The following is a 14,519-nucleotide window of genomic DNA, read 5'->3' as shown; positions in this document are numbered from 1 at the left end:
TGGATCTACAAAACTATCTGACACATAGAAATGTAATGCAAACATTAAAGCTGAATCTCCAAAATCCTCAAAAAGCACAAATGGCTCAGGCTTCTTTAAAATACCTTTTTGCTCCTTGGCGCATTCCAGCAGTATCATTCTAACCTTTTCAACATCACTGCCATAAGCAACTCCTACTTTAACCGATTCCCGGGTGGTCTTATGGTTCTGCGTATAGTTATATACTGTATCGCTTATAAACTTATGGTTTGGGATGATCATCACTTTATCATCTCTTGTAAGCGCCCGGGTAGTTCTTAGTTTAATTTCGAAAACCCTGGCTACCCGGCCATCCATTTCTATGATATCTCCAACCAGAAGTGATTTATCCAGAATGATAAAGATGCCTCCAATGACGTCCTGAAATAATTCCTGCAATGCCAGACCAAGACCTACAAATAAGGCGGCAGACGCTGTTAATAAGATAGTTACATCTACACCCGTCGAGCTTAAAGTAATCAGGATCACCGTAAGATATACAAAGTATTTGATGAATTTGAAGACGCTAATAAACTTCATCTTGTCTTCGTCCATCAGTTTTGAGGTGATGAAAGATCGAATTAATCTTAATGCCACGCTGGTTAACAGAAAGGACAGAATAACGATAATGACCATTCCAACGGTGATCTTTACATCATCGCCTCCAATCTGATAACTGAATCCGGCATTCCAGAAATCCTGGATCAAACCCCAGATATCTTCCTCAATTACTTCTGTAACTTTCTCTTTTGTAGATTGATCTTCCTGCATTCTAATACTTAAGCCACTTATACAATTCTTTATAGCTTGGTTTCTTCCCGTACATCAAGATTCCAACACGATAAATTTTTGCTGATAACCAAAGTACTGCGAAATTGGTTCCAATTAAAATAATGATGGAAATTAAGATTTCATACCACGGCACCCCAAATGGAATACGCATAAGCATTACAATAGGTGATGTGAAAGGTATAAATGAAAATATGGTTGATACCGTTCCGTGCGGGTTTTCCACCACAGAAAAGAAACCTACGTAAATCCCTAAAATTAGGGGGAGAATAACCGGAAACATAAATTGCTGCGTATCAGTTTCACTATCTACCGCAGCTCCAATCGCTGCATAAACAGAACTGTACAGAAAGTATCCGCCAATAAAATAGATCACAAAGAAACTAAGCAGGCTGGCATAAGGTAACTTCAGAATATCGATCACCAGCTGATTGATCTTTGGATTCCCAGCATTTTCCATCGCCATAGTAGCCGGCGTCTGTGCTGCCATAGGATCTATGCCAAGGAAAGTGGACAATCCTAATAAAAGCACACTTCCCAGGACCACCCAGACTACGAACTGTGTAAGTCCTGCAAGACTGGTCCCCAAAACTTTCCCCAGTAATAACTGAAAGGGTTTTACTGAAGAAACAATGATTTCTATGATCCTGTTCGTCTTTTCCTCAATCACACTACGCATCACCATGTTACCATAAATTATGATGAACATCATAAGCAGGTAACCGGCTGCACCACCAAAGAACATTTTAATATAATTAGACATTTTCGAGCTTTTCTCTCCCGAGAAATTCTGGATATCCACGCTAACATCTGCTCTCGCTTTATCAATTTCTGAAACATCGATTCCTTTATCAATTAGCTGCTTACGGGTTAGTTTATCTGAAATAGTTTTCTCGATATTTTCTATAGTTCCAAAACCCGGTGTTTCATTTCCGAAGAATTCGATTGTATCTGGTTTGCCACTAACAGAATTCAAGGGAGAGATATGGATGAGTCCGAAATATTCATTTTCCAGCACCTGAGTCCTGGCAAGTTGAAGATCTTTTTCTGATAGATCCAGATATTGAACCTGCTCTCCATCTTTAAATTCTTCAGCAAATATTCCTGCGTCATCATGAATTCCAATGATCTTTTGATCGGTACTATTGAGCATACTTAAATAAGCGATCAACATGATCATCCCCACGAAGATGAGCGGACTCAAAAACGTCATCACGATAAATGTTTTGTTGCGCACCCGGGCAAGATATTCCCTGCTAATGATCAACTTTAAATTACGCATTCTGAGTCACTGTTTTAATGAAAATATCGTTTACTGAAGGAATCACCTCAACAAAATGATTCACTTTCGCCTGGCTCAATAAATATCTAAGCAGTTCATTAGAATCGTCCTTATCTCCAACTTTGATGGTTAGTTTGAGATCGTCCTGAATACTCTTGTACTTAGCGGGCCCAACTTCAAATTTTGACTGTAAGTCTGCATACAAAGCATTTTTATCTGCCGTTTCCAGACCAATTTCGAAGGTGTTTGAAGTATATGCTTTTTTGATCTCGTTTATTGGACCATCCAGTAATTTATTCGATTTATGGATTAGTGCTATATAATCGCAAAGTTCTTCCACGCTTTCCATACGATGAGTAGAGAATAAAATAGTAGCTCCTTCGTCTCTCAATTGTAATATTTCATCCTTAATAAGATTCGCGTTCACTGGATCAAATCCGCTAAAGGGTTCGTCGAAAATCAGAAGTTTAGGCCGGTGTAAAACGGTGATCACAAATTGTACTTTCTGAGCCATTCCCTTAGACAATTCCTGGATCTTTTTATCCCACCATTCCTCTATTTCCAGCTTCTCGAACCAGTATTTAAGTCTTTCCTTGGCTTCTGCTTTACTCAATCCTTTCAATCTTGCCAGGTATAGTGCCTGTTCTCCAACTTTCATGGATTTGTAGAGCCCTCTTTCTTCGGGGAGGTAGCCAATATGCGCGATATCATCTGGATGTAATGGTTTACCATCAAGATACAACATGCCCTCATCTGGCATAGTGATCTGGTTGATTATCCTGAGAAAGGTGGTCTTGCCTGCTCCATTGGGACCCAGGAGTCCAAAAATACTTCCGCGTGGGATACTTAGAGAGACATCGTTGAGTGCTGTAAATTTTCCGAAGCGCTTGTAGACATTCTCGGCAACCAAAAGATTATCCATAGAGTTCTTTATAATATGTTAAAGATATAGAAATAGCAACAGAGAAAAAGTCGATTAAGAAGATTTTATTATTCAAAAAAGTCCTTAAAAACAAAACCCACCCTCAATAAATTAAGGATGGGAAAAAAATTGCTATGAAAAAGAAAAATTATCGCTAAAAGACTTAGCGATAATCAAATATATAAAAATTTTCTTAAAATTGGATTTTATGAAAACATATCTTTTACTTTTTCAAAAAATGATTTGTCGCTTTTCTCTGGATTCGGCTGGAAGTTATCGTCATTAGCCATTCTCTCGAAAAACTCTTTTTGTTCTTTATTCAAAGTTTTTGGAGTCCATACATTTACGTGAACCAGCAAATCTCCTTTTCCGTAGCCATTGATGCTACTAATACCTTTACCGCGAAGACGTAAAATCTTTCCAGACTGTACCCCTTCTTCGATCTTGATACGAACTTTTCCAGTTACAGTATCGATCTCTTTTGAAGTACCAAGAGCTGCTTCAGAATAACTTATATAAAGGTCATAATGAAGATTGTCTCCTTCACGCTGCAAACTTAGGTGTTCTTTCTCTTCGATCGCGACCAGTAGATCACCAGGAACTCCATTACCAGGAGCATCATTTCCTTTCCCGGAAACCTTTAACTGCATCCCATCTTCAACTCCCGCTGGAATCTTGATAGAAACAGTTTCCTCCTTCATAATAAGACCCTGAGCATCTGCACCATCTGGCTTCTTGTCAATAATTTGACCTGACCCACCACAAGTAGTACAAGGAGAAGCAGTTTGCATTCTACCTAGAATCGTGTTGGTGACTCTGGTTACCTGACCTGAACCGTTACAGGTACTACAGGTTTTATAAGTGGTTCCTGAAGCCTGGACTTTACGCTTCACTTTGATCTTCTTTTCACAACCGTTAGCGATCTCTTCGAGGTTAAGGCTCACGCGTATTCTGAGATTACTCCCTTTTGCACGTCTCTGACCTCCACCAAAGCCGCCGCCGAAACCGGAGAAGCCTCCGCCACCGCCAAAACCACCGCCAAAGATGTCACCGAACTGGCTGAATATGTCATCCATATTCATACCGCCGCCACCACCGAAGCCGCCGCCATCGAATGCCTGATGACCAAAACGATCATATTTAGCACGTTTTTCCTGATTTCCTAATACCTCATAGGCTTCAGCAGATTTCTTAAACATGTCTTCAGCTGAGGAGTCTCCAGGATTCTTATCCGGGTGATACTTCAAAGCCAGTTTTCGATATGCCTTCTTGATTTCTGCTGCTGAAGCGTCTTTACTTACGCCTAATATTTCGTAATAATCTTCTTTCATACTATGTTTTTACAATTCTGTAAAAGCGTTTTTATTTTCCTGTAACCACTTTTGGATACCTGATAATTCTTTCTCCAAGCTTATAACCTGGCTCAACCACATCTACGATCTTTCCTTTAAGATCTTCTGAAGGCGCAGGGATTTGGGTAATAGCTTCATGAATTTCAGAATCGAAATCACTCCCCTGTTCTACGTCCATTCTTTCAAGACCTTTAGCTTTTAGAGTTTCGCGAAGCTTATTATGGATTAATTCAACTCCTTTGAGTAGGTTCTCGTCACCAGATTTATTAATCTCGTTCATCGCCCTGTCAAAATCGTCCATAACCGGCAACATAGCTGTCATTACTTCCTGGTTGGCAGTTTTGAACAATTCCAGACGTTCCTTTGAAGTTCTACGCTTATAATTTTCAAATTCAGCAAAAAGTCTCAGAAATTTATCTTTCTCTTTTTGAAGATCTTCTTTCATGCGTTCTTCTTCGCTAAGTTCGTTATCGCTTGCTGTATCTTCTGCTTCGGTATCATCACCGGCCTGGTCTACCTCATTGATCGCTTCCTCCATCGCATTCTCAACCTGGTCTTTCACTTTCTTATCTTCGTCTTTGATGTTATCTTCTTTTCGGCTCATTTTATTAAAAATTTACTTTCTGCTGCAATTGGGTCAAAATCATTGCCAATAAAGATGAAATGTCAAAATGTCACAGTAATTATTTAATAAAACTTTAAGAAGCATGGTTTGATTTTCAAATTACTTTTGCGCGGAATATAAAAAACTTTAACAATGAAAAAATTAATACTGAATGCCTTTGTAGTGGCTAGTCTTGGACTTGGTTTTACAGCATGTAAGAATAACAATAACGAAGCTGAAACTGCAGACGCGAAAGATGCGGCAACTGCTGAAGCTGAAGCAATGGAATATAAAGTAGATACTACTGCTTCAACCATTGAATGGCAAGGTTCTAAGCCAACTGGAAATCACACAGGAACTATTGCTGTGAAAGAAGGTACATTTATGGCTACAGATTCTACGATCCAGAGTGGAACTTTCGTGATCGACATGCAGTCTATCGAAGTTACAGATCTTGAAGGAGAAGAGAAGTCAAATCTTGAGGCTCACCTTATGGGAACTGTAGAAGGAAAAGAAGGTGACTTCTTTAACGTTCAGGAATATCCTGAAGCTACTTTCGAAGTAACTGGAATCAGTGAAGAAGAAGGTACTACTATGCTACAAGGAAACCTTACAATGAAAGAAGTTACTAAAAACATTTCTTTCCCTGTAACTATCAGTAAGAATGATGATACTTACACTATTAGCAGTGAGGATTTCAGCATTGATCGTACAAAATGGAACGTAAACTACGGTTCTAAATCTGTATTTGAAGGTCTTGGAGACAAGTTCATCAATGATGAAATTCAGTTAACGATCAACCTTGAAGCTAAAAAAGCTTAATTATAAAGATCAAATCATAAAAAAGGCTGCCATCTGGCAGCCTTTTTTTTAAGTAAGATCTTCCAAAGCTTTGGACAGATTGGAGTATTTAAATTTGTATCCATGTTCTTCGATCTTCTTACAACTTACCAACTGACTGGAAAGTACGATCTGTGACATTTCACCTAACATGGTTTTAAGTACGAACTTCGGAACATTTGGGAGCCATAACGGCTTATTGAGTTGATCGGCTAACTGCTTGGTCATTTCCTTATTTGTTACCGGATTTGGGGCAACCGCATTATAAACTCCTGTAAGCTCTCTTTCTATAGCATGAAGAAAAATACCGGCAAGGTCATCGAGATGAATCCAGCTCTGCCACTGTTTCCCACTTCCCAAAGGAGCTCCGACATTCATCTCTATAGGTTTCCTAACCTTCTCAAGCATCCCACCCTTTTCTGAAAGCACCAGCCCAACGCGAATTTTTGCTACGTCTATTCCAAGGTTACTAAACCTGTCTGCTGCTGCTTCCCATTTCTTCACTACCGTGCCAACAAAATTATCTGCAAGAACTTCGTCATCCTCGAAGTATAATTTTTCAAGGGAGTCCGGATATTTACCAATAGCGCTGGCAGAAATAAAATTTTCTACCTGGTGTTCATTATTTTTCAGGGTGTCATATAGCAATGCTGCAGTTTCGGTTCTGCTCTTAATGATGGTTTCTTTATATTCTGAAGTCCATTTTTTAGCGATACTGGCACCTGCAAGGTGAATAATCGTTGAAACACCATCAAGGCATTCTTTTTCTATTTCTTCAGACTTTGGATTCCAGTAAAAACCTTTATAATCTTCCCTTTTTTCGATCTTCGATTTACTGGTAGTTAGATAATGTACTATCATGCCACTCTCTCTGCATAAATCGCTCAACCTGGAACCAATCATTCCAGTAGCTCCTGTAATAAGTACTTTCATCTCTTTTTTGAAGAAATATACGACACACTAAAGGCAGGTGTAGCACAATTCTACAGGTTTAACGAGAATGCAGTTATAGTTTAACAGCTCTTAACATTTCACGCTTGCCTGGAGGGCCTGGTAATTTTTCTACCTCAAAACCAGCAGACATCATGGCTCTCCGAACACTCCCTTTCGCAGCATAGGTTACAAGGACACCATTAGCCATTAAAGCTTTATACATCGAATTGAAAATATCCTCTCTCCAGAGCTCTGGTTGAACTCTCGCACCAAAAGCGTCAAAATATACCAGGTCAAACTGATTGGTCATATCGAGTTCCTGAAATGTCAGCTTATTCTTCAATAATGAAAATTTTTCGGTAATGGGTGCTGAAATTTCCCAGGGAACAGAATGTAGTTTTTTAAATTGATCTTCAGCTGAAGCAGCATCGGCGGCCTCTGGATAATTAAGCATTTCAATTTCTGAAGGAACTACCGGATACGCTTCTACTCCTGTATATTTTATCTGAAGGTCTAGGCGATTAGATTCTAAAAGAGTTAGAAAAGCATTAAGACCGGTTCCAAAACCAATCTCCAGAATTTCTAGTGGTCTCTTTGAATTTAATTCCAACCATTGATGTAATCCCATTTTTAGAAAAACATGCCTCGCTTCCTGAATAGCACCATGTTTGGAATGATATTGTTCATCCCATTCCGGCAAATGGATGGTCACGGAACCATCGCTGGTTTTAATGATCTTTCTTTCCAAATTATTTTTTTATTAAAACACCATCAGCTATAAAACCAAATTTTTTCTCAGGTTCGCTAATCGCCATCACTTCATCTATAGATTTCCCAGCATCCTCAGCGTAATGACGTTGTTCTTCTACAGTTGTTTCCTCAATAAAAGCTTTACCTCGAACAATCACGTCTTTACCCATAGCGTCTTTTGGAACAAAGAATCCATAATTTTCAAATTTCACCATTACATCATCCACTCCGGGTAACTCCAGAACCATCCAACAGCCTTTATTCTGGCAGACACTATTAATTTTAGTATCAAATTTCACATTAATAGTATCTCCGCCACGCAAACTTTCATATTTTTCTAGCATAACTGAAGAGGAAAAAGTGCCTTTAGGACTAATTTCCTGACCATAAGATTCATAATTAGCGTCAACATTTTCTTCTGTTGCTGCTTTCATATTATCATTCTCTTTTTTTTGATTACACGATATAAGACAGGAAACGACAAGAACAAGCATTAAATTTTTCATGATTAAAGGTCTATGCAGAGGTTAGCCGTCAAATTTACCAAAACTTTAGATTTTCATTCTGCTATTATTTAGGTAAATTTGCGCAATAATACACCAACCACTAAACACCAACTAATGATAGAGATACAAAAGACTACCGAATCTAAAATTGATAAGACAAATTTTGACGATCTAGCTTTCGGACAGGTTTTCTCAGATCATATGATGGAATGTGATTACAAGGATGGTGCGTGGCAAAAACCTATCATTAGACCTTACGGACCTTTATCCTTAGAGCCTTCAGCTCGTGTATTTCATTATGGACAGGCGGTATTCGAGGGAATGAAAGCTTATAAGGATAAAGATGATCGTATCTGGCTTTTCAGACCAGAGCAGAATTTTGAAAGGATCAATAAATCCAGTGCGCGGATGGCTATTCCTGAGTTTCCAAAAGAATATTTCTTTGAGGCGCTGGTAGAATTATTAAAGTTAGATAAAGACTGGATTAAGAAAGGTTTTGGAAATAGTTTATATCTAAGACCGTTCGTGATCGCTACAGAAGCAGGAGTTTCAGCTTCCGCAGCAAAAGAATATAAATTCATGATCATTTGTTCTCCAGCACAAGCTTATTACAGCGGAGAAGTGAGAGTGAAATTTTCAGAAAAATATAGTAGAGCTGCAGACGGTGGAGTTGGATTTGCTAAGGCTGCCGGTAATTATGGAGCACAGTTCTACCCTACCAATCTTGCGAAAGAAGAAGGTTTTCAACAAATCATCTGGACCGATGCCAATTCTCACGAATACCTTGAAGAGGCAGGTACTATGAATATCTTTTTTAGAATTGGAGATAAACTGGTAACTGCACCAACAAATGACCGGATTCTTGACGGTGTGACCAGAAAGAGTGTTTTAAAACTTGCTGAGGAAAACAACATCGATGTAGAAGTACGCAGGGTTAGCGTTAATGAAATCGTTGAGGCTGCCAGAAAAGGAGAATTAAAAGAAATGTTTGGATCTGGAACCGCTACTGTGATCAATCCTATCGTTGGCTTCGGTTATAAGGAAGAAAAGTTCGAATTACCTGTGATGGATGATTCTTATGCCAGTTTTTTCAAGGATACACTTATGAAAATTCAGTATAATGAAGCTGAAGATCTTTACAACTGGACATACGAGGTGAAATAAAATTCCTCTAAAGAACAATGATATACGATCCCGAAAGTTCTCTTTCGGGATTTTTATTTTTCAAGAATCTTACCTATCTCAGGCTTAAAGTAATTTTTCCCTTTCAGGACCTTACCATCCTCTCTATAAACTGCCGCAGCGTTTTCATCCAGTTTGCTCATGTTGCTTCGGTGTATCTCTTCAAAAACTTCTTCGATCTTATGCTGCATGCCGTGCTCGAGAATTGTACCGCATAATATATAGAGCATATCCCCAAGAGCATCTGCTACCTCAACAAGATCTCCGCTATTTGCTGCCTCCAGATACTCCTCGTTCTCTTCCTTCAATAGGTGATAACGCAACAGATTCTTTGCCTTTCCAAGATTGGCCTCTGGCTTTAGTTTGATGCCAAGGTTAAAGGCAGTATGGAACTCTTCCACAGCAGCAATAGCTTTCTTCATGATTAGAATGTTTAAAAAGTTTAACTTTGCTGAAAAATTAACTAAATGTTTTCTACCGGACAACTTATATTCGCTGCCTTTTTTGTGGTAGCATTTATCATCGTTATGATCATTAGTTACCGAAAGGATTTGAAACTGCATAAAAAATACTACAAAGGAAGTTTGATGGTGCTATTAGCCTTCATCGCTTTTATTGTCATTTTATTCATAATCAAGACACAGCTGAATCATTGATTCTTGCAACCACTTCAAAATAATTATATTAGACCCTGATAATCCCATTCATCATGAAAATTCTTAAATACCTGTTTTTCCTACTATTAATCATTTTCATTGGAGCCTCCATTTATGTCGCCACCAAGGATGGAAGTTACCAGGTACAGGAACAACGCATGATCGCTGCTCCACAGGAAGTGCTTTATAACGAGGTAAATGACCTTACTACCTGGAAAGAATGGGAACCATGGTCCAATGGTGCTGAAGACATGATCATCAACTACGGTGATAAGACCATTGGCGAGGGTGCAAATTACGAGTGGAGAAGTGAGGAAATGGGTGATGGTTCGCTGGTTACCACGAAAGCCAACCCTCATGGTAGCATTGAGCAAGAGGTCACCTTCAAGACAACTTTTGGAGAAAGTACCAGTGATATCTCGTGGTCTTTTGAAAAACAAAATGACAGTGTCTTAACCACCTGGACATTAAAAGGTGATCAAACTTTTCTTGAAAAAGCAGCATTTTTATTTGAAGATGAAAGTATGACTCAGCGATTACAGCCAGTATTTAAACAGGGATTGGATAATCTTGAGGAGCAAATAAGAAAGGAAATCGAAAGTTATTCGATCAATGTGGACGGTGTGACGCAACATGGTGGAGGTTATTATCTTTATATCACTACTGCGAGCCGACTTTCCCAGATCCCGGGGAAAATGGAAAATATGACGAATGATGTAAGTAACTTCATGAATTCTAATAATATTGAAATAACCGGAAAACCTTTTATTTTATTCAATGAAAGAAATGAAGAAAGAGGAACCGCCATCTATTCAGCAGCGTACTTTACTCCAAGTGAGGTGATCACTCCTCAGGATACCCAGGTACTGAACGGTTTTATGCCTAATCAAAAAACATTGAAAACCACCCTAAAAGGTGATTATGAATATCTACAGGAAGCCTGGGATGCGGCTTACCTATATATTCAGGAGAATGACCTGGCAATTATGGAAGATGCTGAGTTATTCCAGGTACATGTTACCGGACCAAGGGACAATGCGAATCCAGCCGAATGGATTACTCATTTGTACATTCCTCTGGGAGAAAAAGAAACAGCGTTAGATGATTAAAAACCTGCTACTCGTTTTTCTTGGAGGTGGTTTAGGATCCAGTCTGCGATATTTGATAAGCAAGTATTTAAATGTTGGCGGTGTTATTCCCCAGGGAACTTTAGTAGTTAATGTTCTGGGTAGTTTTCTTCTAGGGCTTGCTCTTGGCTGGCTTATAAAACAGGATATGCTCAATCATCCATTATACTTTCTTATAGCCATTGGTTTTTGTGGTGGTTTCACCACCTTCAGCACCTTTTCATTTGAAAATTTCAACATGATAAAATCTGGTGATTATATTTCATTCTCTATATACTTTCTAGGTAGTATCATCCTGGGAATTATCGCCATATTCCTCGGAATTATCCTTTCCAGACTTTTTTAAGCGATTTTCAGATACATATATTTCGATTTTAAACTTTTTATTTAAACACCCCTAAATTTATAGGGGTGTTTTTTATTTATATCGTAAAAGTTGATAGACGACCCGTATTTTAACAGGGTCTGTTAAAGTTTTTAATAACTTTAAACCTCTCTTAATCAACATTTATGAAAAAAATTGAAGCAATTATTCGCAAGTCTGAGTTTGACAAGACCAAAGCAGCCCTGCACTCAATTGGAGTTACGTTTTTTAGCTACTGGGATGTTACCGGAGTTGGCAATGAAAAGGTAGGCCATGTTTATCGAGGTGTTTCATACAGCACCGCAGATATTCAACGAAGATACCTGTCTATCGTGGTCACAGACAGTTTCATGGACAAAACAATAGAAACATTAATGGACGCTGCTTATACCGGCAGTGTTGGAGATGGAAAGATCTTCGTGTCCACAATAGATGAAGCCTACCGAATAAGAACCAAGGAAAAAGGTTCCGAATCACTCAAGTAAAAACTACAATTTCAACAGTAACTTATTATGGAAGGAATATTAACTATCAATAACGTATGGATGATGATCTGTACGGCACTCGTTTTCTTTATGCACATGGGCTTTGCTCTTCTAGAGATTGGTCTTACCAGGCAAAAGAATACAATCAACATATTATTTAAGAACCTGTTTATTATCACTGTAGGTCTCTTACTATATTGCCTGCTTGGATTCAATTTGATGTATCCGGGAGAGTTCAATGGATATTTTGGTTTTGCAGGCTTTGGACTGGATAGTCCTCTAGTCGATGGAAGCCTCGATCTGGCATACAGCGAAGGCTATACTTACTGGACAGATTTCCTATTTCAGGGAATGTTTGCAGCGACAGCAGCAACTATCGTTTCTGGTGCTGTAGCCGAAAGGATCAAACTAAACAGTTTTATGGTCTTTGTAATTCTCTATGTGGGAATTGTATATCCAATAGCCGGATCCTGGAAATGGGGTGGCGGATTCCTTGATGAAATGGGATTCTATGATTTTGCTGGTTCAACTCTTGTTCACTCTGTTGGTGGATGGGCAGCTCTCGTTGCAATTTACCTTTTAGGAGCAAGAATTGGAAAATTTAAAGATGGTAAAATTGGAGCTTTTCCTGGTCATTCCATGCCTTTTGCTACTGCAGGAGTTTTAATCTTATGGTTAGGATGGTTTGGATTTAATGGAGGTTCAGTACTTTCTGCAGATCCAGAACTAACCTCATTAACCCTGGTAACAACCTGTCTCGCAGCAGCAGCAGGTGGAGTAGCCTCCTTTATATTCTCCAGCATCCTTTATAAGAACTACGATATCACTATGTTTTTAAATGGTATTCTGGGTGGATTGGTAGGAATCACTGCCGGTGCAGACCAGATGTCCCCAACAGATGCAATTCTTATTGGTGCGATCGCAGGTGTTATTATTGTAATGGGAGTCGCGTTTGTTGACAAATTGAAACTGGACGATCCTGTAGGTGCCGTAGCCGTTCATTTGATCTGCGGAATATGGGGAACCCTTGCCGTAGGTATCTTCGGAAATATGGCGGGTATTGATCAGTTCATCACTCAACTTATTGGTGTTGGAGCTTATGCCGCTTTCTGTATAGTGACTTCATTTATCATATTCTATATTCTGAAGGTTACTCTTGGGCTAAGAGTTTCAGCAAAAGAAGAAACTGAAGGTCTGGACATCCATGAACATGGAATGGATGCTTATCCAGATTTCGGACTTAATCAGAAATAACAGCTAAAAATAGAAACGGAGCGTTCCTCCAAACGCTCCGCTATATAATTGCTAAACTTTAAAATACATTAAGTAATACCGTCGCTAAACGAATACACTAACAATGTTTTAATCTTAAAATTATGCATGCAATTACATTTTCAAAATTAATAAAAATCTTCATTGTACCATGCCTCTTATTCTTCTCATTTAGCTTGCAGGCTCAGGAAAATGAGACAGAAGAAGCCTCAACATTTAGTATAAGCGGAAGTGTTGATGCCTATTTCAGAACAAATTTTAATGGGCTCAACCAATCTGAAGAGATTGTAGGTGGTGACGCCGTAACTCTGGATCCTGCAGCTCCCGCGACTTCCTTTGCCAATGATCCCGGTTTTGCCATTGGAATGGCGAATTTAATAGTGGGTTACGAAAATGATAAAGTCGGCTTTGTTGCAGATCTGGTATTTGGACCCCGAGGTGAAGATGCTGTATTTCTATCCCAGGGTTCTGCCCAAATTGTGAATCAGTTATACGCCTACTATAAAGTGAATGACGCACTAAAATTCACTTTAGGAAATTGGAACACTTATCTTGGTTACGAGGTAATTTCACCGGTTGCAAATTTCAATTATTCTACTTCTTATATGTTCTCCTACGGCCCTTTCTCCCACACTGGGATCAAAGCCGACTTTAGCTTTGACGATAACTGGACCGGGATGCTGGCTATCATGAATCCTACTGACTATACAGAATACAACCCTATCGGAAAATATAGTTTTGGAGGGCAATTAGGTTACAGTGTAGACGGTGGAAGTGCCTTTCTAAATCTTCTCTATGGAGAGCAATCACTTTCAGATGACAGTCTATTTCAAATAGATCTAACCACGGGATGGGATCTAACCGACAGCTTCTACCTTGGATTGAATACTACTTACCAGGATACTGATGGCACAGGCTTCTATGGTGCAGCAATCTACCCGCAACTTTCACTTACAGCCAATTTTGGTCTTGGCTTAAGAGCTGAGTACTTTAAAGAACTGGAAGACGGAGGTGTTGTTTATGGTGCAGACACCAGTATTACAGCTTTCACACTCACCGGAAGTTACCAGGCTGGCGGACTTATCATCAAACCTGAATTGCGACTTGATAGCGTCTCAGATGATTTTCCGGCATTTCTGGATCGAGACCTACAACCAAATAGTGATCTGGCTTCCTTTCTTGTCGCTGCTATTTATGCATTCTAGTTTTTAGTAAACTTTTTAACGCCGGCCGGTATTGCTGTCTCCAAATGATTCTCCTTAGGAGGAATGGGACAGGAATACCGGCCGCTGTATGCACAATAAGGATTGTATGCCCTATTAAAATCAATAGTTACCCTCTTCTCTTCAGGAATACTGAAGTCTAAATATCTCCCTCCATCATAAGTAGAAATTCCGTTGGTCTCATCTGTAAATGGCAGGAACAAATAATCGAAAT

18 protein-coding genes are annotated in these 14,519 nt (G+C 39.1%); 8 read left to right on the top strand and 10 right to left on the bottom strand.

The genetic code is table 11. The features are described from left to right. From ACNI3T_RS10765 to ACNI3T_RS10745, 5 genes are all read right to left on the bottom strand, one after another. On the bottom strand, positions 1 to 789 hold a 789-nt coding region (locus tag ACNI3T_RS10765; RefSeq protein WP_418227783.1), incomplete at its 3' end, for a mechanosensitive ion channel family protein. A 1-nt stretch (position 790) separates the two neighbouring features. After that, complete coding sequence (locus ACNI3T_RS10760; RefSeq protein WP_418227782.1) at positions 791 to 2,089, bottom strand: ABC transporter permease; 1,299 nt, start codon at positions 2,087 to 2,089, stop codon at positions 791 to 793. Then, a complete protein-coding gene (locus tag ACNI3T_RS10755; protein WP_418227781.1) occupies positions 2,082 to 3,011 on the bottom strand; it encodes an ABC transporter ATP-binding protein in 930 nt (309 codons plus the stop codon). The genes ACNI3T_RS10760 and ACNI3T_RS10755 overlap by 8 nt, the downstream gene beginning before the upstream one ends. 206 nt (positions 3,012 to 3,217) lie before the next feature. Then, positions 3,218 to 4,342 carry a molecular chaperone DnaJ gene (gene dnaJ, locus ACNI3T_RS10750; RefSeq protein WP_322300882.1) on the bottom strand — a complete coding sequence of 375 codons (1,125 nt, stop codon included), beginning with the start codon at positions 4,340 to 4,342 and terminating at the stop codon, positions 3,218 to 3,220. Positions 4,343 to 4,373: 31 nt separating this feature from the next. Further along, complete coding sequence (locus tag ACNI3T_RS10745; protein WP_418227780.1) at positions 4,374 to 4,967, bottom strand: nucleotide exchange factor GrpE; 594 nt, start codon at positions 4,965 to 4,967, stop codon at positions 4,374 to 4,376. A 153-nt stretch (positions 4,968 to 5,120) separates the two neighbouring features. On the opposite strand from ACNI3T_RS10745, the gene ACNI3T_RS10740 reads away from it, so the two are divergent. Further along, positions 5,121 to 5,789, top strand: a complete 669-nt coding sequence (locus ACNI3T_RS10740; protein ID WP_322300884.1) for a YceI family protein — start codon at positions 5,121 to 5,123, stop codon at positions 5,787 to 5,789. A gap of 48 nt (positions 5,790 to 5,837) precedes the next feature. Here the strand turns inward: ACNI3T_RS10740 and ACNI3T_RS10735 are convergent, their stop codons facing one another. The 3 genes from ACNI3T_RS10735 to ACNI3T_RS10725 form a co-directional block, all read right to left on the bottom strand. Beyond that, a complete protein-coding gene (locus tag ACNI3T_RS10735) occupies positions 5,838 to 6,740 on the bottom strand; it encodes a TIGR01777 family oxidoreductase (protein ID WP_418227779.1) in 903 nt (300 codons plus the stop codon). 73 nt (positions 6,741 to 6,813) lie between these two features. Continuing rightward, on the bottom strand, positions 6,814 to 7,488 hold the full coding sequence (mnmC2, locus tag ACNI3T_RS10730; RefSeq protein ID WP_418227778.1) for a tRNA (5-methylaminomethyl-2-thiouridine)(34)-methyltransferase MnmC2: 675 nt from the start codon (positions 7,486 to 7,488) through the stop codon (positions 6,814 to 6,816). A gap of 1 nt (position 7,489) precedes the next feature. After that, complete coding sequence (locus ACNI3T_RS10725) at positions 7,490 to 7,996, bottom strand: DUF4920 domain-containing protein (RefSeq protein WP_418227777.1); 507 nt, start codon at positions 7,994 to 7,996, stop codon at positions 7,490 to 7,492. A gap of 114 nt (positions 7,997 to 8,110) precedes the next feature. Here ACNI3T_RS10725 and ACNI3T_RS10720 point away from each other — a divergent pair, with 114 nt between their 5' ends. After that, the gene (locus tag ACNI3T_RS10720; RefSeq protein ID WP_418227776.1) at positions 8,111 to 9,160 is read left to right on the top strand and encodes a branched-chain amino acid aminotransferase; all 1,050 of its coding nucleotides are present in this window, start codon (positions 8,111 to 8,113) and stop codon (positions 9,158 to 9,160) included. Positions 9,161 to 9,213: 53 nt separating this feature from the next. Here ACNI3T_RS10720 and ACNI3T_RS10715 read toward each other — a convergent pair whose 3' ends face one another. Continuing rightward, the gene (locus ACNI3T_RS10715; protein ID WP_418227775.1) at positions 9,214 to 9,600 is read right to left on the bottom strand and encodes a pyrophosphohydrolase domain-containing protein; all 387 of its coding nucleotides are present in this window, start codon (positions 9,598 to 9,600) and stop codon (positions 9,214 to 9,216) included. A gap of 45 nt (positions 9,601 to 9,645) precedes the next feature. Here ACNI3T_RS10715 and ACNI3T_RS10710 point away from each other — a divergent pair, with 45 nt between their 5' ends. The 6 genes from ACNI3T_RS10710 to ACNI3T_RS10685 all read left to right on the top strand — a co-directional run bounded on the left by ACNI3T_RS10710 (position 9,646) and on the right by ACNI3T_RS10685 (position 14,287). Continuing rightward, positions 9,646 to 9,834 carry a DUF3810 domain-containing protein gene (locus tag ACNI3T_RS10710; protein WP_141878476.1) on the top strand — a complete coding sequence of 63 codons (189 nt, stop codon included), beginning with the start codon at positions 9,646 to 9,648 and terminating at the stop codon, positions 9,832 to 9,834. Between the two features lie 53 nt (positions 9,835 to 9,887). Further along, positions 9,888 to 10,943 carry an SRPBCC family protein gene (locus ACNI3T_RS10705; protein ID WP_418227774.1) on the top strand — a complete coding sequence of 352 codons (1,056 nt, stop codon included), beginning with the start codon at positions 9,888 to 9,890 and terminating at the stop codon, positions 10,941 to 10,943. Then, positions 10,936 to 11,307 carry a fluoride efflux transporter CrcB gene (crcB, locus tag ACNI3T_RS10700; protein WP_418227773.1) on the top strand — a complete coding sequence of 124 codons (372 nt, stop codon included), beginning with the start codon at positions 10,936 to 10,938 and terminating at the stop codon, positions 11,305 to 11,307. Before ACNI3T_RS10705 ends, crcB begins: the two co-directional genes overlap by 8 nt. Before the next feature lie 164 nt (positions 11,308 to 11,471). Further along, entirely contained in the window at positions 11,472 to 11,810 is a 339-nt protein-coding gene (locus ACNI3T_RS10695; RefSeq protein WP_418227772.1) for a P-II family nitrogen regulator, read from the top strand. Positions 11,811 to 11,837: 27 nt separating this feature from the next. Then, a complete protein-coding gene (locus tag ACNI3T_RS10690) occupies positions 11,838 to 13,064 on the top strand; it encodes an ammonium transporter (protein ID WP_418227771.1) in 1,227 nt (408 codons plus the stop codon). Between the two features lie 122 nt (positions 13,065 to 13,186). Beyond that, entirely contained in the window at positions 13,187 to 14,287 is a 1,101-nt protein-coding gene (locus ACNI3T_RS10685) for a porin (RefSeq protein WP_418227770.1), read from the top strand. On the opposite strand, the gene ACNI3T_RS10680 is transcribed toward ACNI3T_RS10685, so the two are convergent. Beyond that, the coding region (locus ACNI3T_RS10680) for a DUF1684 domain-containing protein (protein WP_418227769.1) at positions 14,284 to 14,519 on the bottom strand (236 nt) is incomplete at its 5' end. The genes ACNI3T_RS10685 and ACNI3T_RS10680 overlap by 4 nt on opposite strands.

Origin of the sequence: Christiangramia qingdaonensis, from assembly GCF_048381525.1 — a bacterium.
Lineage (GTDB): Bacteria > Bacteroidota > Bacteroidia > Flavobacteriales > Flavobacteriaceae > Christiangramia.
This window is presented reverse-complemented; position numbering and strand designations above follow the sequence as displayed.